General features: G+C 73.8%; 25 protein-coding genes, 1 tRNA gene and 1 pseudogene. 18 read left to right on the top strand and 9 right to left on the bottom strand.

From position 1 onward, the window contains the following. The first annotated feature begins 99 nt into the window (after positions 1–99). From OG472_RS41635 to OG472_RS41680, 10 genes are read left to right on the top strand one after another with little or no spacing between them, the layout of a single operon-like run. Positions 100–1,380 carry an ATP-grasp domain-containing protein gene (locus OG472_RS41635; protein ID WP_405943016.1) on the top strand — a complete coding sequence of 427 codons (1,281 nt, stop codon included), beginning with the start codon at positions 100–102 and terminating at the stop codon, positions 1,378–1,380. Then, positions 1,377–2,222, top strand: coding sequence for a Rossmann-like domain-containing protein (locus OG472_RS41640; RefSeq protein ID WP_401614491.1), 846 nt, complete (start codon positions 1,377–1,379; stop codon positions 2,220–2,222). Before OG472_RS41635 ends, OG472_RS41640 begins: the two co-directional genes overlap by 4 nt. Continuing rightward, positions 2,219–3,307 (top strand): PLP-dependent cysteine synthase family protein, encoded by a 1,089-nt coding sequence (locus tag OG472_RS41645; RefSeq protein ID WP_405943017.1) that lies wholly within the window; start codon positions 2,219–2,221, stop codon positions 3,305–3,307. The genes OG472_RS41640 and OG472_RS41645 overlap by 4 nt, the downstream gene beginning before the upstream one ends. Then, a complete protein-coding gene (locus OG472_RS41650; RefSeq protein WP_405943018.1) occupies positions 3,304–4,359 on the top strand; it encodes a mandelate racemase/muconate lactonizing enzyme family protein in 1,056 nt (351 codons plus the stop codon). Before OG472_RS41645 ends, OG472_RS41650 begins: the two co-directional genes overlap by 4 nt. Next, positions 4,356–5,681 carry an MFS transporter gene (locus OG472_RS41655; protein WP_405943019.1) on the top strand — a complete coding sequence of 442 codons (1,326 nt, stop codon included), beginning with the start codon at positions 4,356–4,358 and terminating at the stop codon, positions 5,679–5,681. Before OG472_RS41650 ends, OG472_RS41655 begins: the two co-directional genes overlap by 4 nt. Continuing rightward, on the top strand, positions 5,678–6,508 hold the full coding sequence (locus OG472_RS41660) for a class I SAM-dependent DNA methyltransferase (RefSeq protein WP_405943020.1): 831 nt from the start codon (positions 5,678–5,680) through the stop codon (positions 6,506–6,508). The genes OG472_RS41655 and OG472_RS41660 overlap by 4 nt, the downstream gene beginning before the upstream one ends. Continuing rightward, positions 6,505–8,073 (top strand): ABC transporter substrate-binding protein, encoded by a 1,569-nt coding sequence (locus OG472_RS41665; protein WP_405943021.1) that lies wholly within the window; start codon positions 6,505–6,507, stop codon positions 8,071–8,073. Before OG472_RS41660 ends, OG472_RS41665 begins: the two co-directional genes overlap by 4 nt. Further along, positions 8,070–9,017 (top strand): ABC transporter permease, encoded by a 948-nt coding sequence (locus tag OG472_RS41670; RefSeq protein WP_405943022.1) that lies wholly within the window; start codon positions 8,070–8,072, stop codon positions 9,015–9,017. The genes OG472_RS41665 and OG472_RS41670 overlap by 4 nt, the downstream gene beginning before the upstream one ends. Beyond that, on the top strand, positions 9,014–9,841 hold the full coding sequence (locus OG472_RS41675; protein WP_405943023.1) for an ABC transporter permease subunit: 828 nt from the start codon (positions 9,014–9,016) through the stop codon (positions 9,839–9,841). Before OG472_RS41670 ends, OG472_RS41675 begins: the two co-directional genes overlap by 4 nt. Continuing rightward, positions 9,838–11,250, top strand: coding sequence for an ABC transporter ATP-binding protein (locus OG472_RS41680; RefSeq protein WP_405943024.1), 1,413 nt, complete (start codon positions 9,838–9,840; stop codon positions 11,248–11,250). Before OG472_RS41675 ends, OG472_RS41680 begins: the two co-directional genes overlap by 4 nt. A gap of 7 nt (positions 11,251–11,257) precedes the next feature. On the opposite strand, the gene OG472_RS41685 is transcribed toward OG472_RS41680, so the two are convergent. The 5 genes from OG472_RS41685 to OG472_RS41705 form a co-directional block, all read right to left on the bottom strand. Beyond that, positions 11,258–11,548 (bottom strand): antitoxin MazE7, encoded by a 291-nt coding sequence (locus OG472_RS41685; protein WP_405943025.1) that lies wholly within the window; start codon positions 11,546–11,548, stop codon positions 11,258–11,260. Positions 11,549–11,627: 79 nt separating this feature from the next. Beyond that, on the bottom strand, positions 11,628–12,878 hold the full coding sequence (locus OG472_RS41690; protein ID WP_405943026.1) for a mannosyltransferase family protein: 1,251 nt from the start codon (positions 12,876–12,878) through the stop codon (positions 11,628–11,630). A 97-nt stretch (positions 12,879–12,975) separates the two neighbouring features. Next, a complete protein-coding gene (locus tag OG472_RS41695; protein ID WP_405943027.1) occupies positions 12,976–13,401 on the bottom strand; it encodes a hypothetical protein in 426 nt (141 codons plus the stop codon). Continuing rightward, entirely contained in the window at positions 13,394–13,891 is a 498-nt protein-coding gene (locus tag OG472_RS41700; RefSeq protein WP_401614467.1) for a SigE family RNA polymerase sigma factor, read from the bottom strand. Before OG472_RS41700 ends, OG472_RS41695 begins: the two co-directional genes overlap by 8 nt. Positions 13,892–14,258: 367 nt before the next feature. After that, positions 14,259–14,332, bottom strand: a tRNA-Met gene (locus tag OG472_RS41705). 288 nt (positions 14,333–14,620) lie between these two features. Between OG472_RS41705 and OG472_RS41710 the strand changes: the two genes are divergently transcribed. Continuing rightward, positions 14,621–14,824: a cold-shock protein gene (locus OG472_RS41710; RefSeq protein WP_030384970.1), complete on the top strand. Its 204-nt coding sequence runs from the start codon at positions 14,621–14,623 to the stop codon at positions 14,822–14,824. A 131-nt stretch (positions 14,825–14,955) separates the two neighbouring features. Further along, the gene (locus OG472_RS41715) at positions 14,956–16,095 is read left to right on the top strand and encodes a serine hydrolase domain-containing protein (protein WP_405943028.1); all 1,140 of its coding nucleotides are present in this window, start codon (positions 14,956–14,958) and stop codon (positions 16,093–16,095) included. Between the two features lie 37 nt (positions 16,096–16,132). Here the strand turns inward: OG472_RS41715 and OG472_RS41720 are convergent, their stop codons facing one another. Then, positions 16,133–17,407: an MFS transporter gene (locus tag OG472_RS41720; RefSeq protein WP_405943029.1), complete on the bottom strand. Its 1,275-nt coding sequence runs from the start codon at positions 17,405–17,407 to the stop codon at positions 16,133–16,135. Between the two features lie 50 nt (positions 17,408–17,457). Between OG472_RS41720 and OG472_RS41725 the strand changes: the two genes are divergently transcribed. Beyond that, positions 17,458–17,850, top strand: a complete 393-nt coding sequence (locus OG472_RS41725; RefSeq protein ID WP_405943030.1) for a MerR family transcriptional regulator — start codon at positions 17,458–17,460, stop codon at positions 17,848–17,850. 184 nt (positions 17,851–18,034) lie between these two features. Further along, positions 18,035–18,550: a DinB family protein gene (locus OG472_RS41730; RefSeq protein WP_376613864.1), complete on the top strand. Its 516-nt coding sequence runs from the start codon at positions 18,035–18,037 to the stop codon at positions 18,548–18,550. 12 nt (positions 18,551–18,562) lie between these two features. On the opposite strand, the pseudogene OG472_RS41735 reads toward OG472_RS41730, so the two are convergent. Both OG472_RS41735 and OG472_RS41740 read right to left on the bottom strand, forming a co-directional pair. Beyond that, a pseudogene (locus tag OG472_RS41735) lies at positions 18,563–19,442 on the bottom strand (IS5 family transposase). Between the two features lie 31 nt (positions 19,443–19,473). Next, positions 19,474–20,127 (bottom strand): response regulator, encoded by a 654-nt coding sequence (locus OG472_RS41740; protein WP_401611812.1) that lies wholly within the window; start codon positions 20,125–20,127, stop codon positions 19,474–19,476. A 160-nt stretch (positions 20,128–20,287) separates the two neighbouring features. On the opposite strand from OG472_RS41740, the gene OG472_RS41745 reads away from it, so the two are divergent. The 4 genes from OG472_RS41745 to OG472_RS41760 are packed head-to-tail and all read left to right on the top strand — an operon-like array spanning position 20,288 to position 24,533. After that, positions 20,288–21,265: an ABC transporter ATP-binding protein gene (locus tag OG472_RS41745; RefSeq protein WP_405834487.1), complete on the top strand. Its 978-nt coding sequence runs from the start codon at positions 20,288–20,290 to the stop codon at positions 21,263–21,265. 5 nt (positions 21,266–21,270) lie between these two features. Next, positions 21,271–22,089: an ABC transporter permease gene (locus OG472_RS41750; protein WP_405943031.1), complete on the top strand. Its 819-nt coding sequence runs from the start codon at positions 21,271–21,273 to the stop codon at positions 22,087–22,089. A 57-nt stretch (positions 22,090–22,146) separates the two neighbouring features. Then, positions 22,147–23,811: a sensor histidine kinase gene (locus OG472_RS41755; RefSeq protein WP_405943032.1), complete on the top strand. Its 1,665-nt coding sequence runs from the start codon at positions 22,147–22,149 to the stop codon at positions 23,809–23,811. A gap of 20 nt (positions 23,812–23,831) precedes the next feature. Next, on the top strand, positions 23,832–24,533 hold the full coding sequence (locus tag OG472_RS41760; protein ID WP_405834492.1) for a ribonuclease H: 702 nt from the start codon (positions 23,832–23,834) through the stop codon (positions 24,531–24,533). Here OG472_RS41760 and OG472_RS41765 read toward each other — a convergent pair. Further along, positions 24,530–25,264: a beta-glucanase gene (locus OG472_RS41765; RefSeq protein WP_401611777.1), complete on the bottom strand. Its 735-nt coding sequence runs from the start codon at positions 25,262–25,264 to the stop codon at positions 24,530–24,532. The two genes, OG472_RS41760 and OG472_RS41765, sit on opposite strands and share 4 nt — an antisense overlap. Positions 25,265–25,378 lie beyond the last annotated feature (114 nt).

Here is a 25,378-nt window from a genome sequence, read left to right on the forward strand (position 1 = left end):
TCGGATAACGTCTGCCGGGTTCGGTCGGGCGCCTCCCGACGGGCGCACCGTGCCGCCCGCGCGCCCCACTGCTGTCATGCCGGTCTGAGAGGAACTCCTGTGGGACATCTGCTGGTTGTCGAAAGCTGGGTCGGATCGATGAGCAGGCTCCTGCCCAGGGCGATCGGTGAAGGCGGACACACGTTCAGCTTCCTCACCCGGGACCTGCACCACTACCTGCGCGCCGCGCCGGCCGACGGGCCGCACCCGCTGCTCGGCGCGCGCAACATCGTCACGGCGGACACCAACGACACGGACACGCTGCTCCCGCTCGTCGAACGGCTGCACGAGGTGCTCGCCTTCGACGGAGTGGTCTCCTCCTGCGACTACTACCTGCCCGCCGTCGCGCGGACCGCCGAGCGCCTCGGCCTGCCCGGACCCACCCCCGAAGCGGTCGGGAACGCCTGCCGCAAGGACCGCACCCGCCAGGTCCTGGCCGGAGCCGGGGTGGACGGCCCGCGCTTCGCCGTCTGCGCGGACACCGCCGCGGCACTCGCCGCCGCCCGCGACATCGGATACCCGCTGGTCGTCAAGCCCGTCGACCTGTGCGCCGGAATGCTGGTCCGCAGGGTGGACGACGAGCGCGCACTGGAACGGGCCTGCCGGGCGCTGGCCGAATTCCCTGTGAACGCCCGCGGCCAGCGGCGCGCCCCCGTCCTCCTCCTCGAAGAACTGCTCACCGGCCCGGAGATCAGCGTCGAGACCGTCTCCCACGGCGGCGCCACGCACGTCGTCGGCATCACCGACAAGAGCATCGGCGGTGCGCCCGCCTTCATCGAGACCGGACACATGTTCCCGGCCGGCCTGGCCCCGGACCTGGCGAAGGAGGCCGCCGAGAGTGCCGTACGGGCCGTCGGGGCACTCGGCCTCGACCACGTCGTCTGCCACACCGAACTCAAACTGACCCCCGCCGGCCCGCGCCTGATCGAGGTCAACCCCCGCCCGGCCGGCAACCGCATCACCGAACTGGTCCGCCACGTCACCGGCGTCGACCTGGCGGCCGCCTGCGTGGACCTCGCGCTCGGCCGCGCGCCCGACCTCGCCGTCCGTCCCACCGGGGTGCGCAGCGCCGCCATCGCCTTCCTGCTGCCCGCCGGCGCCGGCACCCTCACCGGCATCGACGGCGCGGACGAGGTACGCGTCCGGCCCGAGGTCCTGGAGCTCGCCCTCGCCGAACCGGGCCGCGCCGTACTGCCCGCCACCAGCAACAACGAGTACCTCGGCCACATCATGACCGCCGACACCGAAGGCGGTGGAGCCCGGGCGGCCGCCGAGCACCTGCTCGCCGGACTGCGCCCCTCCTACGCCTGTCCCGAGCTGCCCGCGGCGGTGACCGCATGACCGCCCCCCTCACCACCCCCGCCCTTCGCACACCGGCCGTGCGGACCGTCGACGAGCTCCTCGCGCGCGTGCGTGCGGGGGCCTGTGGGCCCGACCCCGCCGGGCAGCGCGTCGCGCTCGCCTTCACCACCGCCCAGGCCGTACGCCACGAAGGCCGCACCGGCGGCTACCGCAACGAGGTGCTCAGCATCCGGCTGGCCGCGGCCGTCGGCTCCTGCGCCGTGGAACCCGGCGCACTGCCCCCGGCCGCACTCGAGGACTGCGCGGGAGCCACCGTCGCCGACCTGCTCGACCACCCGCTGGCGCCCGTACGGATCGCCGCCCTCGACGCCTACCTGATGCACGTACGCCCGCACACGCCCGGCAACGGCGCCCGCCCCTACCCGATCCCGGCCGGCAGCTCACTGCACCGCTCCCGGGCCCGCGCCCGCGCCGTCGTCGGCCTGCTCCCCGCGAGCGGACCGGAGCGGGTCCTGGTCGTCGGCGTCGTCAACTCCCTGCTGGAGCAACTGCGCGAGCGCGGGACCGCGTACGCGCCCTGCGACCTCAAGGGCGGCACCACCGAATGGGGCGAGCCCGTCCTGACCGACGCCCTCGCCGAGCTGGAGCGCTGCGACGCCGTCCTCGCCTCCGGCATGACCCTCGGCAACGGCACCTTCCAGCCGCTGCTCGACCACGCCGCCGCGACCGGCAAACCCCTCGTCATGTTCGCCCAGACCGGCAGCGCGGTCCTGCCCCACTTCCTGGGCGCCGGGGTGAGCGCCGTCTCGGCCGAGCCCTACCCCTTCTTCTGGCTCGACGGCGGCCCCGGCGTCGTCCACCGCTACGGGGGCGCCCGGTGACCCTCGCCCCGATCCTGCCCCGCCCGGCGGCCCACACCGCCAACCCCGACCTCCTGCCCCTGCTCGGCGGCACCCCGCTCGCCCGGATCCGCACCGACCTGCCGCACCGCCACCCCGGCTTCTGGGCGAAGCTCGAATGCCTCGGCGCGGGCGGTATGAAGGCCCGCGCCGCCGTCTCCATGCTGACCGGCGCCCGCGACCGCGGCGAACTGCTGCCGGGCGCCCCCGTCGTGGAATCCACCTCCGGCACCCTGGGCGTCGGACTCGCCTTCGCCGGCCAGGCCCTCGGCCACCCCGTCGTCCTCGTCGGCGACACCGAACTCGAACCGTCCATGCGCCAGTTGCTGCGCACCTACGGAGCCCGGCTCGAACTCGTCGACCGCCCGGCGGCGGAAGGCGGCTGGCAGGCCGCCCGGATCGCCCGGCTGCGCGAGGTGCTGCGGCGGACGCCGGGGGCCTACTGGCCCGACCAGTACAACAACCCCGACAGCGCCGCCGGCTACCTCACCCTCGCCGCCGAGCTGACCACCCAGCTCGACCACCTCGACGTCCTGGTGTGCAGCGTCGGCACCGGCGGTCACAGCGCCGGCCTGGCCGGCCCGCTGCGCCGCCGCTGGCCCCGGCTGAAGGTCATCGGCGTCGACTCCGTCGGCTCGGCGATCTTCGGCCAGCCCGCCCGGCCCCGCCTGATGCGCGGGCTCGGCAGCAGCATCCACCCGGCCAACGTGGCCTACGAGGCCTTCGACGAGGTGCACTGGGTGGGGCCGGCCGAGGCGGTCGACGCCTGCCGGCGGCTCGCCCGCTCCGCCTTCGTCAGCGGCGGCTGGAGCACCGGAGCCGTCGCGCTCGTCGCCGCCTGGGCGGCCCGTACACAGCCGGGCGCGGTCGTCGCCACCGTCTTCCCGGACGGACCGCACCGCTACCTCGGCACCGTCTACGACGACGACTTCTGCCACGCCCACGGCCTGGACACCTGCGCCCTCGCCGTCCGCCCCCTGCAGATCCCGCACCCGCACGCGGCCGAGGCGGCCGGCTGGGCCCGCTGCGCCACCGTGCTCGCCCCCACCCGAGGGGGCGCCGCATGAAGCTCACCCGGCACACCGCCGACCTCCGCCTCGCCGAACCCCTGCGCATCTCCCGCTCCGTGATGACCCGGCGCGACGCCGTGTGGCTATCGGTCGAGCACGGCGGACTGCGCGGCTGGGGCGAGGCCGTCAGCAGCGACTACCTCGGGCTGCCCGCCGCCCGGATCCACCGCCACCTGGAATCGGTGCGCGCCGCCACCGAACGCTTCCCTGACCCGGAGACCGCCTGGGCGGAGACCGGCGCCGGACACCCGGCCTGGCACGGCCTGCCGCCCGGGGTGCTGGCCGCGATCGAGGCCGCCGTACTGGACCTGGTGGGCAAGCGGGCCGGGGAGCCCGCCCACCGCCTGCTGGGCACGCCCGCCGCCCCCGCCGCCGCGACCACCCGTACGATCGGCATCACCGCGCCCGTACGGGCCGCCGCCCAGGCCGCCCGGCTCGCCACGAGCGGTTTCACCGCCCTCAAGGTGAAAGCCGGCTCCCCCGACCCGGCCGAGGACCTCGCGCGCGTGGCCGCCGTACGCACCGGGGCCCCCGGAGCGAGCCTGCTGCTCGACCCCAACGGTGCATGGACCGAACGCCAGGCCCTCGACCTGCTCCCGCGCTTCGCCGAACTCGGCGTCACCGCCGTGGAACAGCCGATCGGGCCCGGCAGCCCCGACGCGCTCGCCCGCGTGGCCCGGCACTCCCCGGTCCCCGTCATCGCCGACGAGGACGCCGTCTCCCACGAGGACGCCGTCGCACTGGCCGGACGGGTCCACGGGGTCAACGTCAAACTCGCCAAGTGCGGCGGGGTCCGGGCGGCCCTGCGCATCCACGAGGCCCTGCGCGGCACCGGCACCGAGCTGATGCTCGGCTGCCTCACCGCCAGCTCCCTGGGCATCGCCCCCGCCGTGCACCTCGCCGACCGGGCCCGCTGGGTGGACCTCGACGGGCACCTGCTGCTCGCCGACGACCCGTGGACCGGCATCGGCGGAACCGACGGCACCGTACGCGCCCCGAACCGGGCCGGCCTCGGGGTCAGACCCGCAGACGGGGAGGCGGGCCGGTGAAGACCCTCGCCGCCGTCCGCGGCTTCCCGCCCGCCGTGCGCCTGCTCCTGGTCAACCAGCTCGGCGTCAACGCCGGCTTCTACCTGCTCGTTCCGTACCTCGCCACCCACCTCTCCGAGGACCTCGGACTCTCCGCGGCCGTCGTCGGCGTGGTCCTGGGCCTGCGCAACCTCAGCCAGCAGGGACTGTTCCTGATCGGCGGCTCGGCCGCCGACCGGCTCGGCGCCCGCGGGGTGATCATCACCGGCTGCGCGCTGCGGACGGTGGGGTTCGCCCTGTTCGCCCTGGGCGGCACACTGCCCCTGCTGCTCACCGCCGCGATACTCAGCGGGCTCGCGGGGGCCCTGTTCAACCCCGCCGTACGGACCTACGTCGCCCAGGAGGCGGGCGAGCGCAAGGCCGAGGCCTTCGCGCTGTTCAACGTGTTCGCCACCGCCGGGGCGCTGCTCGGCCCGCTGCTGGGCTCCCTGCTGCTGCTCGTGGACTTCCGGGCGGCCGCCGTCACCGCGGCCGCGGTCTTCGCCGCGCTCACCCTCGCGCAGCTCCTGGTGCTGCCCGCCCGCCGGATCCCCGCCCCGGACACCGGACTGCTCGGCGACTGGCGGGAGGCGGCGCGCAGCCGAGGGTTCCTGGCCTTCTCCGTCGCCATGATCGGCATGTACGGGCTGCAGAACCAGCTCTACCTGCTGCTGCCCCACGCCGCCGCGCGGGCCTCCGGCCGGGACGGCTCGATCGGCCTGCTGTTCCTCGCCGGCACCCTCGCCAACCTCTTCCTCCAACTGCGCATCACCCGAAGGCTGGAGTCCGCGGGCGGCCGCGGGCGCTGGATCGCCACGGGCCTGGCCGTCATGGGGCTGGGCTTCGTCCCGCCCCTGCTCGTCGCCGGCGCCCCGGCCCCGCACCCGGCGGACCTGCTCGCCGTCCTGGCCGGCGCACTGCTCCTGCACGTCGGCGTGATGATCGCCCAGCCGTTCGTCATGGAGCTGATACCGGCCTTCGGACGGGAGGGCCTCACCGGCACCTACTACGGGCTCTTCTACGCGGTGTCCGGCACCGCGGCCGCCCTCGGCAGCGCGGGGACCGGCTGGACGATGGACACCGCCGGCCGCACCGGCGCCGCCTGGCTGCCCTTCGCCTGCTGCCTCGCACTCGGGCTGGCCTCCGCCGCGGCCGTCGCACGGCTGGACCGAAGACGGGCTCTGCCCGCACCCGCACCTGCACCCGCACCCGCACCCGCACCTGCATCCACATCCGCATCCGGCCCGGACCCCGGCCCCGCCCGCCACCGCGACGGCACCCGCCCGAGAAGCGAGAAACGATGAGCACCGGCAACCTCCTCACCGACCGTCCCGAACTGTACGAAGAGCGCTTCCCCGACTCCGACCACCTGGCCGCCCGCTGGGCCGAGGACGTCCTCGCGCGCCACGGCGCCGGCCCCCGCGTGCTCGACGTCGGCTGCGGCACCGGCCGCGACGCCGCCTGGCTGCACCACGAGGCCGGCCGCGAGGTCACCGGCATCGACACATCCGAGGCCATGCTGGCCCACGCCCGCACCCGACACCCCGGGCCCGCCTACCACCGGGCCGACATGCGCGACTTCGACCTAGGAGCCCGCTTCGACGCCGTCGTCTGCCTGGACAGCTCCCTCCTCTACTGCCACACCAACGAGGACCTCACCGCCTTCCTCGCCCGCTGCCGGTCCCACCTCACCCCCGGCGGGCTGCTCGTCGCCGAGATGCGCAACGGTGCCTTCTTCCTCGGCACCACCGAACTGCTCGACGGGCCGCGCACCGCCGGCTTCACCCGGCACGGGACCACGTACACCTCGCACACCACCCTGCACATCGACCACGCCGCCCAGCTCCTGCGCCGCCGCCGGGTCTGGACCGCCGACGACGGCTCGCCCCCGGCCGTCCAGCACTCCGCCTGGCGCCTGCTCTTCCCCCAGGAGCTCCGCCACTTCCTCACCACCGCCGGCTTCGAGCCCCTGGACCTCTACGACCGGCCCGGACCCCGCACCGAACCGCCCTGGAGCGAAGGGGACACCCCGCTCCCCACGGTGCGTTCCGACCGCCTGCACCTCGTGGCCCGCCTGCAGCCGCACCACCTCCACCACCCTCACCCCGGCAACGGAGACAGCCCGTCATGAATGACCGCCCCACCGGCCCCGCCCGAAGAAGCCTCCTCATCGCCGGCAGCGCGGCCTCCCTCGCCCTCGCCGCCGGCTGCGGGACCGGCTCCGGCACCGCCACCGACGCGAAGAACACCGCGGACGACACTCCCAGGCCCGGCGGCCGGCTGCGCGCCGCCTTCGCCGGCGGCGGCCCGGGCGAGACCCTCGACCCCCACGCGGCGAGCCTGTTCGTCGACGCGGCCCGCGCCAAGGCCCTCTTCGACAAGCTCGCCGACTTCGGCGCCGACCTCGCCCCCGAGCCGCGCCTCGCCGCACGCTGGGAGCCCAACGCGACCCTCGACACCTGGCGGATCACCCTGCGCCAGGCCGCCTTCCACGACGGCCGGCCCGTCACCGCCGAGGACGTCCTCTACAGCTACCGCCGCATCGCCGACCCCAAGGGCACCTTCCGCGCCAAGGCCTCGCTGGAGCCCGTCGACCTCGCCGCGAGCCGCGCCGTGGACGCCGCCACCGTCGAGTTCAGGCTCAAGCGGCCCTACGCCGAGTTCCCCAACGCCCTCGCCGCCTTCGGCGCCTACATCGTCCCCAAGGACACCACCGCCTTCGACCGGCCCGTCGGCTCCGGCCCCTTCACCTTCGTCTCGTTCAAGCCCGGCGCGAGCCTCCTCGTCAAGCGCAACCCCGCCTACTGGGAGGGCGCCCCCCACCTCGAAGAGCTCGAATTCGTCATCGCGGGCGAGGAGTCCGCCCGGGTCAACGCCCTCCTGGGCGGCCAGGTCGAGTACGCCCACGAACTGAACCCGGCCACCGCCCGCGCCCACGAGGGCAAGGGCCGCATCGACGTCGTACGGCTGCCCGGCAGCGCCATGCAGGGCTTCGTCATGAAGACCGACCGGCCGCCCTTCGACGACAAGCGGGTCCGCCAGGCCTTCTTCCTCATCGCCGACCGCCGGGAACTCGTCGACGGCGCGCTCTCCGGCGCCGGGGAGATCGGCAACGACCTCTTCGGCAAGGGCTGCCGGTACTACGCGTCCGGCCTGCCCCAGCGCGTCCAGGACCTCGAACGGGCCCGGGCCCTGCTCAAGGAGGCCGGCGCCGAAGGACTGAAGGTCACCCTCGACACCGCGCCCGCCGCCACCGGCTTCATCGAGGCCGCCGGCATCTTCAAGGAGCAGGCGGCCAGGGCCGGAGTCACCGTCGAGGTCAAGGTCGGCAACAAGGAGACGTACTGGAAGGACATCCTCGACTCCGGAACCTTCGCCTCCTACCGGTCCGGCGCCATGCCCATCGAATCCCATGTCTCCCAGCGGCTGCTCACCGCCTCCACCACCAACGCCACCAAGTGGCGTCACAAGGACTTCGACGACCTGTACCAGCAGGCCCAGTCCACCCCGGACGAGAAGGAGCGCACCGCCCTCCACGAGCGGATGCAGCGCCGGCTCCACGATGAAGGAGGCTTCCTGATCTGGGGCTTCGCCGACTGGATCGTCGCCACCGCGCCCAAGGTCCGCGGCGTGTCCCGGGCCGCCCCCGCCAACACCCTCGACTGGGCCCGCTTCGACAAGCTCTGGCTCGCGTGACGGGCCGGCTGCCGTGGACCGGCCGCCGTCTGCTCCTTGGCCTGGGGCAGACGGCGGCCGTCGTCCTGCTGGTCTTCGCCCTCACCGAGGCGCTGCCCGGCGACGCGGCCGTCGCGCTCGCCGGCGACCAGCCCGACCCCGAACGCATCGCCCGTATCCGCGCGGCCATGCGGCTGGACCGGCCCGCCGCCGAACGGCTCCTGGAGTGGGTCACCGGCATGCTCCACGGCGACCTCGGCACCTCCCTGGTCACCGGCCGGCCCGTCGGCGACCGTCTCGCGGAAGGCCTCGGCCCCACCCTGCTGCTCGCCGCCGCCACGCTCACCGTGCTGGTCCCGCTCTCGGTGGGCCTCGGAGTCCTCGCAGCCCGCCGCGAGGGAGGCGCCGTGGACCGGACCGTCAGCGCCCTGACGCTGGCCGTGCACGCCGTACCGGAATTCGCCCTCGGCGTGCTGCTGGCCGCGCTGTTCGCCCTGCACCTCGGCTGGCTCCCCGCCACCGCAGTCGCCGCGGACCCCTTCGTACGGCCCGAAGTCCTGGTCCTGCCCGTCCTCGTGCTGACGGCCCGGCCCGTGTGCACCCTCAGCCGACTGGTGCGCGCCGGGATGATCGAGGCGATGGCCTCGCCGTACGCGGCCCAGGCCCGCCGGTGCGGACTGTCCGGTTCCCGCATCCGCTGGGCGCACGCCCTGCCCAACGCCCTGGCCCCCGCCACCCAGCAGCTCGCGCGCACCTGCGACTGGCTGCTGAGCGGAGTGATCGTCGTGGAGGCGCTGTTCGTCGTCCCCGGCCTCGGCACCGTCCTCATCGAGGCCGTCGCCGCCCGCGACGTACCCGTCGTCCAGGGCATGGCGGTCGTCTTCGGCGTCGTCACCGTCCTCGTCAACCTCGGCGCCGACCTCGTCGCACGCCGCTTCGCCCCCCGCTCGGAGGTGGCCGCGTGACCCGCCCTCCGGCGCGCTACGCCCTCGGCATCGCGCTCGTCGCCGTACCGCTGCTGCTCGCCCTGCTCGGACCCCTGGCCGCCGGCCCCGCCGGACCGAGGTCCGTCTCCTTCGCCACGGGCCAGGGCCACTGGCTCGGCACCGATTTCAGCGGTCGCGACGTCTGGCGCCAGATCCTGCTCGGCGGCAGGTCCGTGGTCCTCGTGGCGCTCGGCGCGACCCTGCTCGCCTACGTCCTCGCCCTGCCGCTCGGGCTCGCCGCCGCCCTCACCCGCCGGGCCTGGCTGCAGGAGGCCCTGATGAGACCGCTGGACGTGCTGGTGGCCGTACCCTCACTGCTCCTGGTGCTGCTCGTGGCGGCCACCCTCACGCCGGGCCCCGCGGGGCTGACGGCCCTGGTCGCACTGGCCGCCGTACCCGACGCGGCCCGGGTCGTCCACGCGGCGGCGGTCGAGGTGTGCGCCCGGCCGGCCGTCGAAGCGCTGCGCATGCAGGGCGAATCCTGGTGGCGCACGGCCCTGGGTTACGTGGCCCGCTCCCTGCGGCGCACCCTCGCCGCGGACGCCGGGATCCGGCTGACCGGGGCCCTGTACCTGGTGGCCACGGCCGCGTTCCTCGGCGTCGGCGCCGCCCCGGACGCCGCCGACTGGGCGGTGATGGTCGACCGCAACCGGACCGGGCTCTTCCTGCAGCCCTGGGCCGTGGTGGTGCCCGCCCTGCTCATCGCGGCGCTGTCGATGGGCGCCAACCTGCTGTGCGACGCGGCACTGCACGCCGCAGTCCCCTCCCCGCGGGGACACCACCGGAAGGAAGTACGGGCATGACCACCGTGGCAGAGGTCCGGGACCTGCGGGTCGAGACGGGCGGGCGGACCGTCCTCGACGGGGTGAGCCTCACCGCCCGCGCCGGCCGGGTCACCGCCGTCATCGGCCCCTCCGGCAGCGGCAAGACCACCACGGGCCTCGCGCTCCTCGGCGAGTATCCGCCGGGCGCCCGCGTCGAAGGCGCCGTGCTGACGGAACGGGCCGGCGCGGTGGGCTACGTACCCCAGCACCCCGCCGCCGTACTCAACCCCGCCCGGCGCGTCGGCGCCCTGCTGGGCGATGTCGCCGCCCGCCGGGGAGGCGGCCGCAGGGAGATCCGCCGACGGGTGATCGAAGCCCTGGAGCTGGCCAGGCTCCCGGACCCGGCGCAGACGCTGCGCCGCTTCCCCCACCAGCTCTCCGGCGGCCAGCAGCAGCGCGTGGTACTGGCCCAGGCGCTGCTCCTGGGCGCCCGGGTGATCGTCGCCGACGAACCGACCACGGGACAGGACGCGCTCACCAAGCAGGCGGTCGTGGCGGAACTGGCCGCCCTCGCCGGACGGGGCATCGCCGTCGTCCTGCTCAGCCACGACCTGGACGTGGTGCGCCGGCTGGCCGACGAGGTCGTCGTGCTGCGCGCGGGCCGGGTCGTGGAGCGCGGACCCGTCAGCGCCGTGCTCGGCGACCCGGGACAGGAGAGGTCCGCGGCCCCGCGCGCCCCGCGCCCGGCAGGGCCGGTCGTCCTGGAGGCGCGGGCCCTGACCGCCGGGCACCGTACCGCGCGCGGCACGGTCGGCGTACTGCACGACGTCGCCCTTTCGGTCGGGTCGGGCGAGTGCCTGGCGCTGGTCGGCCGCTCGGGAAGCGGCAAGACCACCCTGGGACGATGCCTGGCCGGGCTGCACGCCGGCCACCGGGGCGAGATCCTGCTCGACGGCGAACCGCTGCCGAAGAGCCTTCGCGCGCGCAGCCGGAGCCAACTGGCCGCCGTGCAGTACGTGTTCCAGGACGCGAAGGCGGCCTTCGACGAACACCGGCCGGTCCTCGACCAGGTGGCCCGCACGGCGGTCCGGCTGCGCGGCGCCGATGTGCGGGGCGCCCGCGCGGAGGCGGTACGGGCGATGGAGGCGCTCGGCCTGGGCGCGGGCCCGGCCGGCCGCCGGCCCGGGCAGCTCTCGGGCGGGGAACTCCAGCGCGCCGCGCTGGCCCGGGCCCTGCTCGCGCGGCCGCGGGTGCTCGTCTGCGACGAGATCACCTCCGGCCTCGACCATGCCACCCGCGGGGCCGTACTCGAACGGCTGGGCGGCCTGCGCGAACACAAGGACCTCGCCCTGGTGTTCATCACCCACGACCTGGCGGCCGCGGCCGCACTGGCCGACCGTACCGCCGTACTGGAGGCGGGACGCCTCGTCGGCACGGGAGGACCGTGACGTACCGTCAGGCCTGGTCCTCGCGCCCGGAGGCCCGGCCCAGCGGCGGCCGGTGCCGGGTCTGCGAGAGCCGGTGCGCCGGGAGGCCGCCGAAGTCGCGGGCGAAGCCCTCGCGGAAACCGGGCCGTTCGAGCGCCTGCTCGAAGGCGCGCGCCGCGCGTGCGAGGGCGGCCTCGTTCTCCTGGGCGGCGGCGAGTTCGGCGAGGTACGCCCGCAGGCTCAGTCCGCGGTCCGCGGCGAGCGCGGCGAGCCGGTCGTGCACATCGGTGTCGACCTCGACTGTGGTGGTGTCGGCCATGCACCGAGTATGCGCGCCCGCGGACCGGGCGGGGGCCCGTTCGCCGCAGGGCGCCGGTGGCGGAGCGCCGACCTGGTCCTCAGCCGGCCCAGCGGCCCGTGAGGAAGGTGAGGGCGACGGTGATGCCCAGCGGGCCGACGACGTACAGGTAGGCAGACTGCACCCGCGGGCGGCGCAGGTTCCAGGCGGCCAGGGCGGTCCAGAGCGGCCACCACAGGAGCGTGGAACGGGGGACCGAGGTGTACCAGTAGGAGGTGCCCAGGGCCCACAGGGTGAGGGCGATGTAGAGGGCCTCGGGCCAGCGGCGGCCCCGTACCAGCACGGCGATCAGGACCGCGCCGACCAGCATGGCCAGGAGTTCGGCCTGCCACATCAGCGCGTACCCGGTCGGCTGGGTGTGGTGGAACGCGGCCTCCCAGGTGTTCGACCAGGCCTCCCACGGCGTGTGGAAGTCCCGGTACCAGCCGCGTTCCTGGGCGTGCTTCCAGGCCATCCAGTCCCCGGTCCGCGCCTGCAGGTACCAGGAGTAGAGCGCGGGAGCGAGGGCGGGCAGGCACAGCCAGGGTGCCGCGCGCCAGGCGCGGCCCCGGACGGTGAGGACGAACTGGAGCACGAGCGCGGCCACGAGGAACAGCCCGGTGACGCGGACCGAACAGGCCAGGCAGGCCAGGACCGAGGCCGCCGGCCAGTTCCGGCGCTGCGCCGCCAGCCAGGCGGGCAGGGCCAGCGCGAGGAAGAGCGCCTCGGTGTATCCGGCGGCGAGGAACACGGCGCACGGCGAGAGCAGGAAGAAGAGGACCGTACGCCGGCCCGCGTCCTGGTCGGGCAGCCGGAGGCGGGCGATGCGGGCGAGGGCCAGGACGGCGACGCCGCCCGCGAGGAACGAGATCAGCGCTCCGGCAGCGGCCCAGTCGGGGACGACCGTGTGGACGGCGCGCAGGGTGAGCGGGAAGCCGGGGAAGAAGGCCTCCCGGTTGTCCCAGCCTGCCGTCCAGGGCCCGGCCTGGCCGGGGAAGTACCCGTCCCTGGCTATGTGCATGTAGTGCGTCCAGTCCCACTGCTGCCAGGGCGCGAGCGGCGAGGCCGGCCGGCGGGCGTCGCCGTCGGCGGGGAACAGCCAGCCGACGGCTCCCGCGATGCTCCAGATGCCGACGCGGGTCAGCAGGTAGAGCCACAGCACCTCGCGGTCGTCCGGACCGAGCCGGTGCCACGTCCGTCGGGCGCGGTGGGCACGGCGGGTGCGGTCGGTGTGGCTTTCGTCGGGGACGCGCGGCCCGGCGGTGCGCGAGCCGGCGACCTCGCCAGGCCGATGCGGGGCGGAAACGGACATTCGGGATCTCCTGACCCTGTGAGGGCATGCGGAACCACCGGCCGGGGGTCAAGGCCGGTGTCCGCGAGCGGTGATGGGGGGAGTGGAGCGGGCGGGACTACCCGGGCAGCCGCGAGGAAGTGGCGGACGCGCCCGGGTACGTCGTCCCGGTGGGAGCGCCGGGCGGCTCCGTCGTACGGCGGGGCGGGGTCGGGCTGGAGGTCGCAGTGGAGGACGGCAGGGAGGTGGGCGTGGAGGACGGCGGGGTGGACGGACTGGGGGTCGGCCCGGAGGACGGGGCCAGGGGAGAGGGCGTGCTCGCCGGGAGGGCCGGACCCGGGCTGTCCGGCAGGAACGAGGCCAGGGCCGCGCCGGATCCGGCGAGGACGAGGCAGCAGGCGACGGCGAGGCCGGCGATCCGGCGCCGCCGTACCCGTTCCCCGCGGCGCTCGATGACGGCGACGGGCGGGAGCGCGGTGCGGGTCTCCGCGGCGGAGGCGGCTTCCCGGAACAGGGACCGCAGCGGGTCGTGGGAGTCAGGCATCGGGGGCCTCCTCGGTGCGGGGGTCCTGCAGACGGAGGGAGAGCGCGGCCCGGCCCCGGGACAGATGGGTCTTGACCGTGCTCGTGGACAGCGAGGTCTCGGCGGCGATCTGCTCGACGGTCAGATCGCACACGTAGTGCAGCGCCATCGTCCGGCGCTGCTTCGGGGGCAGCTGCCGAAGCGCCTCCACGAGGGCGACCGCCTCCGGCCCGGGCCCCTCCACATGGGTGACGGGAGCCGTGCGCTGCCAGGCGTCGGCGGTCCGCCGCCGCCCACGCCAGCGGCTGACCGCGAGCCGCCAGGCGACCGTGCGGATCCACGCCTCCGGCCTGCCCTCCCGGTCCAGCTGACGCCGGCGCCCCCAGCCCCGGACGAAGGCCTCCTGCACCACGTCCTGGGCCTCGTGATGGTCGCCGAGCATCACGTACAGCTGTCCTGTGAGCCGTCCCGCCGCTTGCGCGTAGAACTCCTCGAATTCCTCGACGGTCAAAAAATCGCTCCTGAATCCATGTGCACCTCTCACGGGGCATACGCCCGCCGCACCGCATCCGGTTGACACCGGACGACAGGTCGTCGTGTGAGTGCCGTCACACCCCGGACGGCTCGGTTCCAGGACGGCGCCGCCGCAGGCCCGCGGCGTGGACGATCAGGGCGACGTGGACCCGGATCGCGCCGACCACGGTAGTCAGGCCCGCACGAGGAGATCCCCACCGGTCGGTCCGTACCGCGGCCGGTTCCCGGCCGGGACCGGGGGAGGGGCTTCCGGTGGACGCGCCGTCGCCTCACCCGGGGAGCGGGCCGCCGCCCGAAATGACACAAGGGCCCGGATCCATGAGGATCCGGGCCCTTGTGAGCAGTAGCGGGGACAGGATTTGAACCTGCGACCTCTGGGTTATGAGCCCAGCGAGCTACCGAGCTGCTCCACCCCGCGTCGGTAGACCTCACCCTACGGCATTCCCGGGGCCCCACTCGACACATTTCGGGACGGCCGGGTCCTTACGGTCCGCGCGGCGGCGGGATCCCGCCGTTAAGGCGAGATCATTCCCCCTGGTGACCGTGCGTGCAGGCGTGTACCTTCACGGGTAGCTGTCGTGGTTCCAAGTGCCTTGCCCGTGCCTTTCGGTGTGGGCAGTTTTGCTGTGTTGTGCCGTAGGACCAGGGCGATCACCTCCGTCTTCCACGCCGTGTGGAAGACGTACGTCAACGGGAAGGCATGAACATGGCTACGGGAACTGTGAAGTGGTTCAACTCCGAGAAGGGCTTCGGCTTCATCGCCCAGGACGGTGGCGGCCCGGACGTCTTCGCCCACTACTCGGCGATCAACGCCTCGGGCTACCGCGAGCTCCAGGAGGGCCAGGCCGTGACGTTCGACATCACGCAGGGCCAGAAGGGCCCGCAGGCGGAGAACATCACCCCCGCCTAGTCCCAAGACTGCCGGAGAACCGTTTCGTCGCTGACGTCGTCACCATGTGATCACTGACGTGCCGAGACATCCGACATACGACACCAGGGCCGTGCGGCGACTGCCGCACGGCCCTGGTGCATGATGCACAGGTGAATCGCAGGGTGGGCGCGGACGTCCAGGCGCGGGTCGGCGTGATCCTCGAAGAGCTGGTGGAGTCCGGTCGGGAGAGCGGCCTCCAAGTGGCGGCCTACCTCGACGGCGAGCCGATCGTCGACGCGCACGCGGGCTGGGCCGACCGGCCCGGTGGCCGCCGGCTCGGAGCCGACACGCTGATCCACAGCTTCTCGACCGGCAAGGGATTCACCGCGACCCTGGTCCACGTGCTCGCCGAGCGCGGACTGATCGCGTACGACACTCCCATCGCCCACTACTGGCCCGAGTTCGGGGCGCACGGCAAGGAGCGGGCCACCGTACGCCATGCCCTGACGCACACCATCGGGGTACCGCAGCTCCCCTCCGCCGTCACCCCGGAGGAGCTGTGCGACTGGGACACCATGTGCGCGATCGTCGCGGCACAGGAACCGCTGTGGGAGGCGGGCACCGCGAGCGGGTACCACGGCTGGACCTTCGGCTGGATCCTGGGCGAGACCGTACGCCGGATCACCGGTCTGACCCCGGCCCAGGCCCTGCGCACCTACGTCACCGAACCGCTGGGCGTGGCCGACGAACTCTTCTTCGGCCTGCCCGAGAGCGAACTCGCCCGTACGGCGCCGCTCGTGGAGGGCAACTGGGCGGCCTGGCTGGAGAGCCTTCCGCCCACCGCGCCGTTCCGCCGGTACGTGGCCCCCAACCGCGCCGTGTGGACCGTCGCCGAGCTCGCCAACCGCCGGGCGTACCTGCTCGCCGACCTGCCCGCCTGCGGCACCACGACCGCGCGGGCCGCCGCCCGGCTCTACGCCGCGTTGTCGGGCGAGGTCGACGGCGTACGGCTGATGTCCCCGGAACGGGTGGCCCTGGCCGCGGACGTGGCCGTCGAGGGCAAGGACCTGATGCTCCTCGGCAGGTACGCCAAGGGGCTGGGCTACTTCCTCGGCCTGCCCGCCATGGCCGGCGAACGCACGGCCTTCGGGCACCACGGCAGCGGCGGCAGCATCGCCTTCGCCGACCGCGGGCGAGGCCTCGCCTTCTGCCTCACCCGCACCCGCCTGGTGGCCGGCGCGGCGGACACCGCGGCCGGGCTGCTGGCCGACGAGATCAGATCGGCCGTCACCCCTCCGCGCACGTCCTGACGCGTCGGCCCGGGTCCACCGGCTCACGGCTCACGGCTCACACGAGCCGGGACGTCACCCGCCGGCTGGTCCAGACCCGCATCACGGCCGCGACGAGGGCGAGTACGACGGTCGCGATCCCCGACGCCGCCAGAACCCCCCGCGGCCCCATGAACGCGATGAGGGGCCCGCCGAGCGCGGTGCCCACCGGCCCGGCGGTGAGGAGGGCGGCGCTGCGGGCCGCGAGGACCGTGGTCAGCCACGCGGCCGGCGTCCGGTCCTGGAACAGGGTGTAGGACAGCGCCGTGAACGGTCCGTAGATCAGCCCGCCGAGAGTGAAGCAGGCGAGCGTGACGGCCGCGGGCGCGCCGAGGCCGAAGGGCACCAGGGCCAGACCCCAGCCGGCGACGATGGTCAGGGTGACCGGCCAGAGCGGAAACCTGCGCAGGGCGCCCGCCGCCAGGCCGCCCAGTACGGCGCCCGCTCCGAACAGCGTCCAGTACAGGCCGAGAAGGCCCGCCCCCGCATGCAGGTCATCGGTGACGTGCAGGGGCAGCGCGACCTCCGCCGGTCCGTACAGGAAGTTGAAGAACCAGGTCAGGGCGAGGACACCGAGGAGTTCGGGCTGCTTGCGCAACAAGTGCAGCCCTGCGGCCGACCGGTCGGCGTCGACGGGCGCGCTCTCCGCCCCGCCGGCCTGCCCCGCAGCGCCGGACGCGCCCCGCACCCGGCCCACCTGGGCGGCGAGCACGGCGAACGACAACGCGTCCAGACCGATCAGCCAGGCAGGACTGATCGCCGCCGCCAGGAATCCGGCGAGCGCGGGGCCGATGACGATCGAGGCCGAGGCGCTGGAACTCACCAGCGCGTTGGCGGCCAGCCGCTGCTCCGCCGGCAGCAGCCCCGCGAGCAGCGCGTACTTCCCCGCGTTGCCCCAGGCGTGAAGGACCGACGAGCCCGCGAGCAGGGCCACGTACAGCACGGGGTGCAGCACGCCCAAGGCCCAGGCCAGCGGCACGCAGCCCAGGAGCACCGCGCGGATCCGGCTGTCGGCCGCCAGCAGCCGTGCGGCGGGCAGGCGGCGCAGCCACCGCCCGAAGAGCAGCGCACCGGCCGCCCCGGGAAGGGCGTACGCGGCGAGCGCGGCTCCCAGCAGCATCCCGGACCGGCCGGGAGGCGCGATCTCGATGGCCAGCCAGGCCACCGCGACCACGCTCATCCCGTCACCGAGATCGGAGGCCGCCAGAGCGGGCAGGAGCCGCCGGAACCGGGGGTGGGCGAACAGCGGCCGGTAGGCCTGCGGCAGCAGGCGAGTTGTCTGTGGGGAAGTCACCAGGTCAGACTTCTGGTTCAAGCGCACTTGAAGTCAAGGGGGAATGGCAGGTGCGAAAGCTCGGAATAGGGGAGCTCGCACGGCAGGTCGGGATGCGGCCCTCGGCCCTGCGCTACTACGAGAGCGTCGGTCTGCTGCCGTCCGTCGAGCGGGCCGCGGGCCGGCGCGTCTATCCGGCCGGCACCGTGCGGCGCATCGCGCTGATCAAGATGGCCCAGCGGGCCGGGTTCACCCTGGCCGAGATCCGCGCCCTGCTGGACACCGACACCGACCGCGGAGCGACCCGGCAATGGCGCGCGCTCGCCGAGCGCAAGCTCCCCGAACTGGACCTGTTCATCCGGCAGACGCAGCTCCTGCGCGACGCGGTCGCCGACTGCCTCGCCTGCGGATGCATGAACTTCGACAAGTGCCACCTTCTCACGGCCGCCGGGCCCGGCTCCTGAGCCGGTGACCCCGAGCCCGCCGGTGCGGGCATCCCGGCGCCCCGGCAGGCTCGTCACACCCATGGACGACCGGTTCGCCCAGCACGGCGGCGGAACCGTCCGGCGGCACCTAGAGCCTGTCCGGGGGATCTTGAGCCGAAAATCAGGCGACAGTCGGAGACCGAGCGCCCTAACGTCCGCAGGCATGGCACCTTCACTTGAGCGTCCCCCCTTGCAGGCCGACGAGCGCACCGCGCTCATCGGCTGGCTGGATCTGCAACGGCAGATCCTAAGATGGAAGTGCGATGGCCTGAGCGAGGCGGACGCGCACCGCTCCGTCATCCCGACCTCGCCGGCGATGACGATGGCTGGCCTCATCAGCCATATGCGGTGGGTCGAGCACACCTGGCTGGAGGTGCTGTTCCTGGGCGGCGACAAGACGCAGAACCCGTCCTTTGACGAGACGGACGAGGACGCGAACTGGCGTACCGACGGCATCCCGCTGAAGCAGCTGCTCGCGGAGTACGAGGCCCAGTGCGCCCGAAGTAACGAGATCGTAGCCGCGGCTTCCCTGGACGACGTCGGCCGACACCCCGACTACCGCTCCGGCAACGCCAACCTCCGCTGGATGCTCATCCATCTCGTCGAGGAGACCGGACGGCACGCGGGGCATGCGGACATCGTGAGGGAGCTACTCGACGGGGCGAAGGGATATTACTAGGCCCCCGGTGGATCACGACCTGGGCCAGAGCCGGATCGAGGCAACGGTGACGGTGCCGCGGAAGACGTAGGCGCGTTTGTCGAACCGCGTCGCGACAGCCCGGAAGTTCTTGAGAGCAGTGATCGTCCGCTCCACCTCGTTCCTGCGCTTGTAGATCGTCTTGTTGAAGCCGGCAGGCCGACCGCCCCTGCTGCCTCTGCGTTGTCGGTTGGCCCGCTGGTACTTCGGCTCGGGGATCGTGTGCTTGATCTGACGTCGTCGCAGGTAGCGGCGGTTGCGGCGGGAGGAGTAAGCCTTGTCTCCGCCGAGATGTTCAGGTCGGGTCCGGGGACGCCCGCCGTCCAGGCGGGCGACGCGGACACGTTCCATGACCGGGATGAGCTGCGGGCGTCTCCCCACTGACCCGGGGTGATCAGCAGGGCGAGTGGGCGGCGTCCGCCCTCACCGGCGAGGTGGATTTTGCAGGTCAGGCCGCCCCGTGAGTGTCCCAGGCCCTCGTCGGCGCGGTGCTGCCGGGGCGTGCGTCTTTTCCCGGCAACCGCGGGGGCTTCTTGCGTGCTCCTGCGGCGTGCTGGTGGGCCCGGCAGGAGGTGGAGTCCACACTCACCATCGACCGGTCGATGCGGCCTCCCGGGTCAGCATAGGCCAGGACGGCCGCGAAGAGCCTGTCCCACGTACCGTCCGCTGACCAGCGCCGATGCCGCTCGTACACGGTCTTCCACTTACCGAAACGCGCAGGTAGATCCCGCCACGGCACCCCTGTGCGCTGCCGGAACAAAATCCCGTTGATCACCCTGCGATGGCTCTCCCAACGACCCCCGCGCTGCCCGAACTTCGGCAGATGCGGCTTCAGTCGGGCCCATTCTTCGCTTGTGAGATCTCCCCGCCCCATGAGCATGGGAACGAGCCAAGACCGAGACGGCCTAGCCGCGCGGCTTTTCGGCCAGGGCTGCCTCGTGGGCGGCGATCGCCGCCTCCACCCGGTTGCGTACGCCGAGTTTCCCGAGGATCGCGCTGACGTGGGCCTTCACCGTGCCCTCCACCAGAGCCAGACGAGCGGCGATCTCGGCGTTGGACAGCCCGACGCCGAGCAGCGCCAGGACCTCGTTCTCCCGCTCCGTCAGCCGCTCCACGGCGGCCCGCGGCGGCGCTCCGCCCGCCATCCGCCCGGTGCGCAGCCCCGCGACGACCCGGGCGGCGACCTTCGGCGAGAGGTACGCTCCGCCCGCGGCCACCGCGTGCACGCCCGTCAGCAGTTCCCTCGGGTCGTCCGCCTTGAGCAGGAAGCCGCTCGCCCCCTCGCGCAGGGCCCGCCCGATGAACTCGTCCTCGCCGAAGGTCGTCAGCATGATCACCGCCGTCCCGGGCAGCTCGCGGTGGATCCGGGCGGCCGCCGCGATCCCGTCGAGCCGGGGCATCTGGATGTCGAGCAGGGCCACCGCGGGCCGGAGCCTGCGTACGGCGTCGACGGCCTCGTGCCCGTCGGCCGCCTCGGCGACGACCTCGATCCCCGGATCCCTCGCCAGGATCGCGCGTACGCCCGCCCGGACCATCGCCTCGTCGTCTGCCACCAGCACCTGAACCACCGGCGCAGTCTAACGACCGTCCGCTGCCCGGCCGTTCGGCGGGGACCCCCGACGAAAGCAGGGGTGCGGAACGCCGACCTGCGGCCGATGCGCGCCGGACCGGGCGATTCCTACGGTCGTGGCAGTACCGCGAACACCGAAGGGACACCCAGTGATCACCCTGCGAGGCCTGACCAAACGCTACGGCGGCACCGTCGCCGTGGACGGACTGACCCTGGACATCGAGGAGGGACGGGTCACCGGCTTCCTCGGCCCCAACGGCTCGGGGAAGTCCACCACGATGCGCATGATCCTCGGCCTGGACCGTCCCACCGCCGGGCGGGTGCTCATCGACGGCAGGCCGTACGCCGCGATGCGGCATCCGGTCCGCGAGGTCGGCGCGCTCCTCGACGCGAAGGCCTTACACCCGGCCCGCTCCGCGCGCAGCCACCTGATCGCGCAGGCCCGCAGCAACGGCATCCCCGTCCGCCGCGTCGACGAGGTCCTGGAGACGGTGGGCCTGGCCAAGGTGGCGCGCCGGCGCGCCGGGGCCTTCTCGCTCGGCATGTACCAGCGGCTCGGCATCGCGGGCGCCCTGCTCGGCGATCCGAAGGTGCTCATCCTCGACGAGCCGGTCAACGGCCTCGATCCCGACGGGGTGCGCTGGGTGCGCGAACTCGTCCGCTCCCAGGCCGCCCAGGGCCGTACGGTCTTCCTCTCCAGCCACCTGATGAGCGAGATGCAGCTCACGGCCGACCGGCTCGTCGTCATCGGCAGGGGCCGGCTGCTGGCCGACACCCCCATGGCGGACTTCCTCGCGGCCGGCGCCTCTGCCTCGGTGCGGGTGCGCGCCGCCGAACCCGGCGATCTCGACAGCCTGGCCGGCCGCCTGCGCGCGCACGACGGGGTGTCCGTCGAGTCACCGGGCGGTGAGCGGAACGAGATCGTCGTCCGGGGCCGTACCGCGGCGGAGATCGGTGACCTCGCCCACCGCCTGGGCGTCCGGCTGCACCAACTGCACAGTGTCTCGGCCTCGTTGGAGCAGGCCTACATGGAACTGACCGAGCACAGCGTCGAGTACGGGACGGCGGCGCGACCGCGGCCGCCCGTGTCCGCCGGCTCCGTCCCGACCGCAACGACCGAGGTGTGAAACCCATGTCACTCACGTCACCCACGTCACCCACATCGCCCGCGTCACCCACGCAGCGCACCACCCGTACCGGGACGTCCGGCGGCGGATTCGCCGGCGCGGTCGGCGCCGAGTGGACGAAGCTGTGGTCCGTCCGCGCGCCGTACGCCTGCCTGCTCGCCGGCGTCCTGCTGACGGGGGTCTTCACCTTCTACTACGGCTCGATCGCCCGGATCAACGACAGACCGGTCCAACCGCTCGGCAACGCCCCGATCTCCTCCATCGCCCTCGGACAGTTCGTCATCGTCGTCCTGGCGATGAGCACGGTCACCGCCGAGTACGCCACGGGCAGCGTCCGCACCTCGCTCCAGTGGGTGCCGGTCCGGCACCGCATGCAGCTGGCGAAGGCGGTCGTGGCGGCCGCGGTGTCCTTCACCGCCGGAGTCCTGTTCGCCGTCCTCGGCATGGCCGTCGCCTGGACGCCCTTCCGCGGGCACGCCGTCTTCGACCCGGCCGAGGCGCTCTCGCAGGTCCTGGCGATGGGCCTCTACTGCGCCCTGACCGCCGTACTCACGGTCGGGCTGTCCTTCGCCCTGCGGACCGCGGCCGGCACGCTGTCGGCCGCCTTCGTACTGATCTCCGTCCTCCCGAGCATGTGCACGGCACTCGGCGGGCCCTTCCTCCTGTCGGTGTACGACTACCTTCCGCAGAGCGCCGGCGGCCACTTCATGCGCGCCGGCGGCGACGCCCCCTACCCGACCGCGGCCGGGTTCCTGATCGTGCTGGCCTGGACGGCCGCCGCCCACCTGGCCGGCCGGGCCGTCCTGCGCCGCCGCGACGGATGACGTGAACTAGCCTCGGCCGGTGACGTGGGGGAACGCGAGGGGGAAGGCGGGGCGCGCGTGAGGACGCCGAGGGCCCTGGCGGCCGGGGGGACCGGCCCGGCCGTGCGCGACGCCGCGCTGTGGGCGGCCCTGGCGGGCGTCGGCGTCTTCGCCTACCAGGAGCGCGGCGCCGACGGCTCCCCGCTACTCGCCCTGGTCCTGCCCCTGTTGATCCTGGCGGTGGCGGTGCCCGGCAGCCGGAAACGGCCCGGCGCGGCCGTGTTCCTCGCCAACGCGGTGTGCGCACTGGGCCTGGCCGACCCGATCGCGACGGCGAGCCCGTACCTGGCGGCCCTGGCCGTGCTGACGTACCTCCTCGGCGTCCGGTCGGCGCGCACGGGGGCTGCGCTCCTGCTGTTCGGGTCCTGCGCGGCCGTCGACCTCGCGCTGTGCGTCCTGTTGGGCGTCGGCCCCGTCTACTGGTTCTACGCGCTGTCGATGATTCCCTCGGCCCTCCTCCTGCCCTGGCTGGCGGGCCGCTACCGGCGGGCCAGGCTGGCCCTGGTGCGCGGGGGCTGGGAGCGGGCGCGCGGCCTCGAACAGCGCCAGCGGTTCGTCGCCGAGCAGGCCCGGCTGCGGGAACGGACCCGGATCGCCGCCGACATGCACGACTCGCTCGGCCACGAACTGAGCCTCATCGCCCTGCGCGCCGGCGCCCTGGAACTCTCGCCCACCCTGTCCGGCCAGGACCGGGCGGACCTGGCCGTGCTGCGCGCGGCCGTCTCGGACGCCGTCGGCCACCTGCGGGACACCATCGGCGTCGTACGCGAGGGCTCCGACGGCCCTGGCGGCTGCGACAGCTCCGGACCGCAAGCGGATCCGACGGCCTCGTCCGTGGAACCGGTGGAGGAACTCGTGGCCCGGGTCAGGGAGTCCGGCGTCACCGTGGACCTGCGGCGGGAGGGGGCGGCCGGGGCCCTGTCGCCCCTGGTGGACCGCACGGCGTACCGCGTGGTGCAGGAGTCGCTGACCAACGCCATCAAACACGCCCCCGGCGCCGCGGTCCGGATCCGCATCGTCCACCGGGGCGCCCGCACCGAGGTACGGGTGGCCAACTCCGCCCCGCCGGCGGGCCCGGCGCCCGCCCCCGTACCCGCCCCCGCGGGCGCGCGGGACTCCGGCCACCAGGGACTCACCGGCCTGCACGAACGGGTCCGGCTGATCGGCGGAACGCTGCACGCCGCACCCCGCCGCGGCGGCTTCGAGGTCCTCGCCACCCTGCCGGACCAGGTGGGGCCCCGGCAGCCGGGAACCGCCGAAGGGTTCCCGGACGACACCGGTACCGCATCGGAATCGGCGCGCCGTCTCGCCGCCGCCCGGCGCAGCACCCGGCGCCGCTTCGCCGTCGCCATCGCGGCCCCGGCCGGACTCGGTCTGCTCTTCCTCGGCTCCACCGCGTACCTGGCCCACCAGCTGACCGCCTGCGTGCTGCGCCCCGCGGACTTCGCGGACCTCCGGCCCGGCCAGGAGCGGACCGAGCTCGCGCGCCTCCTCCCGGACCGTGAGTTCCGGTACGTACCGGACGCCGTGAAGGCGCTGCCCGCACCCCCCGGGACCGTGTGCGCGTACTACCGCTCGAACGGCAGCCTCCTGGACCAGGCCGACGTCTACCGGCTCTGCTACGCGGGCTCCCGCCTGGCGGCCAAGGACGTGCTCCCGGGCCGACCGCTCACCACCCCGTGAGGATGAGGCATGATCGGGGGATGTCTGATCGCATCATTGCCGCCTGTGACGGAGCGGCGAAAGGTAATCCCGGGCCGGCCGGCTGGGGCTGGGTCATCGCCGACTCCCAGGGACGCCCAGAGCGTTGGGAGGCCGGGCCGCTGGGCCGGGCCACCAACAACATCGGCGAGCTGACCGCGCTCCAGCGGCTGCTCGAGGCGCTCGCCCCCGGGACGTCCGTCGAGGTGCGGATGGACTCCCAGTACGCGATGAAGGCGGTGACGCAGTGGCTGCCGGGCTGGAAGCGCAACGGCTGGAAGACCGCCTCCGGCCAGCCGGTCGCCAACCGCGGACTCGTCGAGCAGATCGACCTGCTGCTGGCCGAGCGTGACGTGACGTTCGTCTACGTTCCGGCGCACCGCGAGGACGGCGACCTGTTGAACGCGATCGCCGACCAGGCCGCCAGCGACGCGGCCCGGACGCAGGAAGCCGCCGGCACCGCCCTCGGAAACCCGGACCTGCCGGTGCCGGCCCCGGCCGCGCCCGCGCGCCAGAAGGCGGGCACGGCGAGGAAGCGGACGGCCGAAGGGGCCGCGCCGGGCCGCGCACCCCGGGCCATCAAGGCGAAGTTCCCGGGCAGCTGCCCCTGCGGCAAGCCCTACGCCGTCGGTGACATGATCGCCAAGAACGGCAGCCGCTGGGGCCACGAAGGCTGCGCCGCCTCCGCCTCCGCCCCGGCCTAGGGGCGGTGGACGCGCAGGTACGCGACCTCGTACGACATCTCGGACACGTCCGCGTCGGGGGCCGGGTGGTAGCGCCCGGCGCAGACGGAGAGGTTGACGATGAGGTACGCCCTCCAGTTGCGCCCCACCCCGCGCCGGTCGGCGTACACCCGCGTGCCGTTGACCCACCAGACGACCGAGCGCGCCCCGAACTCGACCTTCAGGTCCACCCAGCCCCCGGGGCCGACCGAGGGGTCCCGGTGGTAGCGCGAGCCGCCCCTGACGTGGTTGGAGAGCTCCAGCAGGTCGGGGTTGTCCGGGTGGTACTCGAAGACGTCGACCTCGTTGCCCCCGTCCCGCCACGTCCAGATCGCCGGCCAGGCGCCGGCCTCGACGGGCAGCCGCACCCGGGACTCCAGCACATCCCCGGCCCGCACCATGAACCCCTCGTCGCTGCCCTCGGTGGTCAGCAGGCCCGCGTTCCAGTCGCCGTCGGGGCGGCGGACGGCCCGGAAGGTGCCGGTGCGGCTGTAGGACGGGTCCGCCACCAGGTGGTCGAGCTTGTTGTCCCCGGGGTTGGTGGGTCCGCCGTTCGGATAGGCCCAGGAGCGGCCGGCGACCCATTGCGTGGCCGATCCGAAGTCCGCGGTGAAGAGCGGGGCCCTGCCGCTCGCCGAGACGGTGCCATGGGCCGTGGTTCCGGTGAATCGTTCCTTGAGCCGTCGGAGCCAAGCGAGAACGTGAGTGAGCACAGCGCTCCTTCCGTGGACGGACGCTCCCGGATACTGCCCAGTCGGCGCGTCACACATACCGGTCCACCGGTTTGTGTTGCACTTCCCCCCGCGTGTAATAATCAATATCGATTC

Origin of the sequence: Streptomyces sp. NBC_00207, from assembly GCF_045160965.1 — a bacterium.
GTDB lineage: Bacteria > Actinomycetota > Actinomycetes > Streptomycetales > Streptomycetaceae > Streptomyces.

Coding starts and splice junctions, on each gene's coding strand:
- OG472_RS41730 (WP_376613864.1), top strand. CDS start 18,035: ATGGCACCTTCACTTGAGCGTCCCCCCTTGCAGGCCGACGAGCGCACC.
- OG472_RS41660 (WP_405943020.1), top strand. CDS start 5,678: ATGAGCACCGGCAACCTCCTCACCGACCGTCCCGAACTGTACGAAGAG.
- OG472_RS41680 (WP_405943024.1), top strand. CDS start 9,838: ATGACCACCGTGGCAGAGGTCCGGGACCTGCGGGTCGAGACGGGCGGG.
- OG472_RS41685 (WP_405943025.1), bottom strand. CDS start 11,548: ATGGCCGACACCACCACAGTCGAGGTCGACACCGATGTGCACGACCGG.
- OG472_RS41760 (WP_405834492.1), top strand. CDS start 23,832: ATGTCTGATCGCATCATTGCCGCCTGTGACGGAGCGGCGAAAGGTAAT.
- OG472_RS41710 (WP_030384970.1), top strand. CDS start 14,621: ATGGCTACGGGAACTGTGAAGTGGTTCAACTCCGAGAAGGGCTTCGGC.
- OG472_RS41665 (WP_405943021.1), top strand. CDS start 6,505: ATGAATGACCGCCCCACCGGCCCCGCCCGAAGAAGCCTCCTCATCGCC.
- OG472_RS41750 (WP_405943031.1), top strand. CDS start 21,271: ATGTCACTCACGTCACCCACGTCACCCACATCGCCCGCGTCACCCACG.
- OG472_RS41695 (WP_405943027.1), bottom strand. CDS start 13,401: ATGCCTGACTCCCACGACCCGCTGCGGTCCCTGTTCCGGGAAGCCGCC.
- OG472_RS41690 (WP_405943026.1), bottom strand. CDS start 12,878: ATGTCCGTTTCCGCCCCGCATCGGCCTGGCGAGGTCGCCGGCTCGCGC.
- OG472_RS41640 (WP_401614491.1), top strand. CDS start 1,377: ATGACCGCCCCCCTCACCACCCCCGCCCTTCGCACACCGGCCGTGCGG.
- OG472_RS41650 (WP_405943018.1), top strand. CDS start 3,304: ATGAAGCTCACCCGGCACACCGCCGACCTCCGCCTCGCCGAACCCCTG.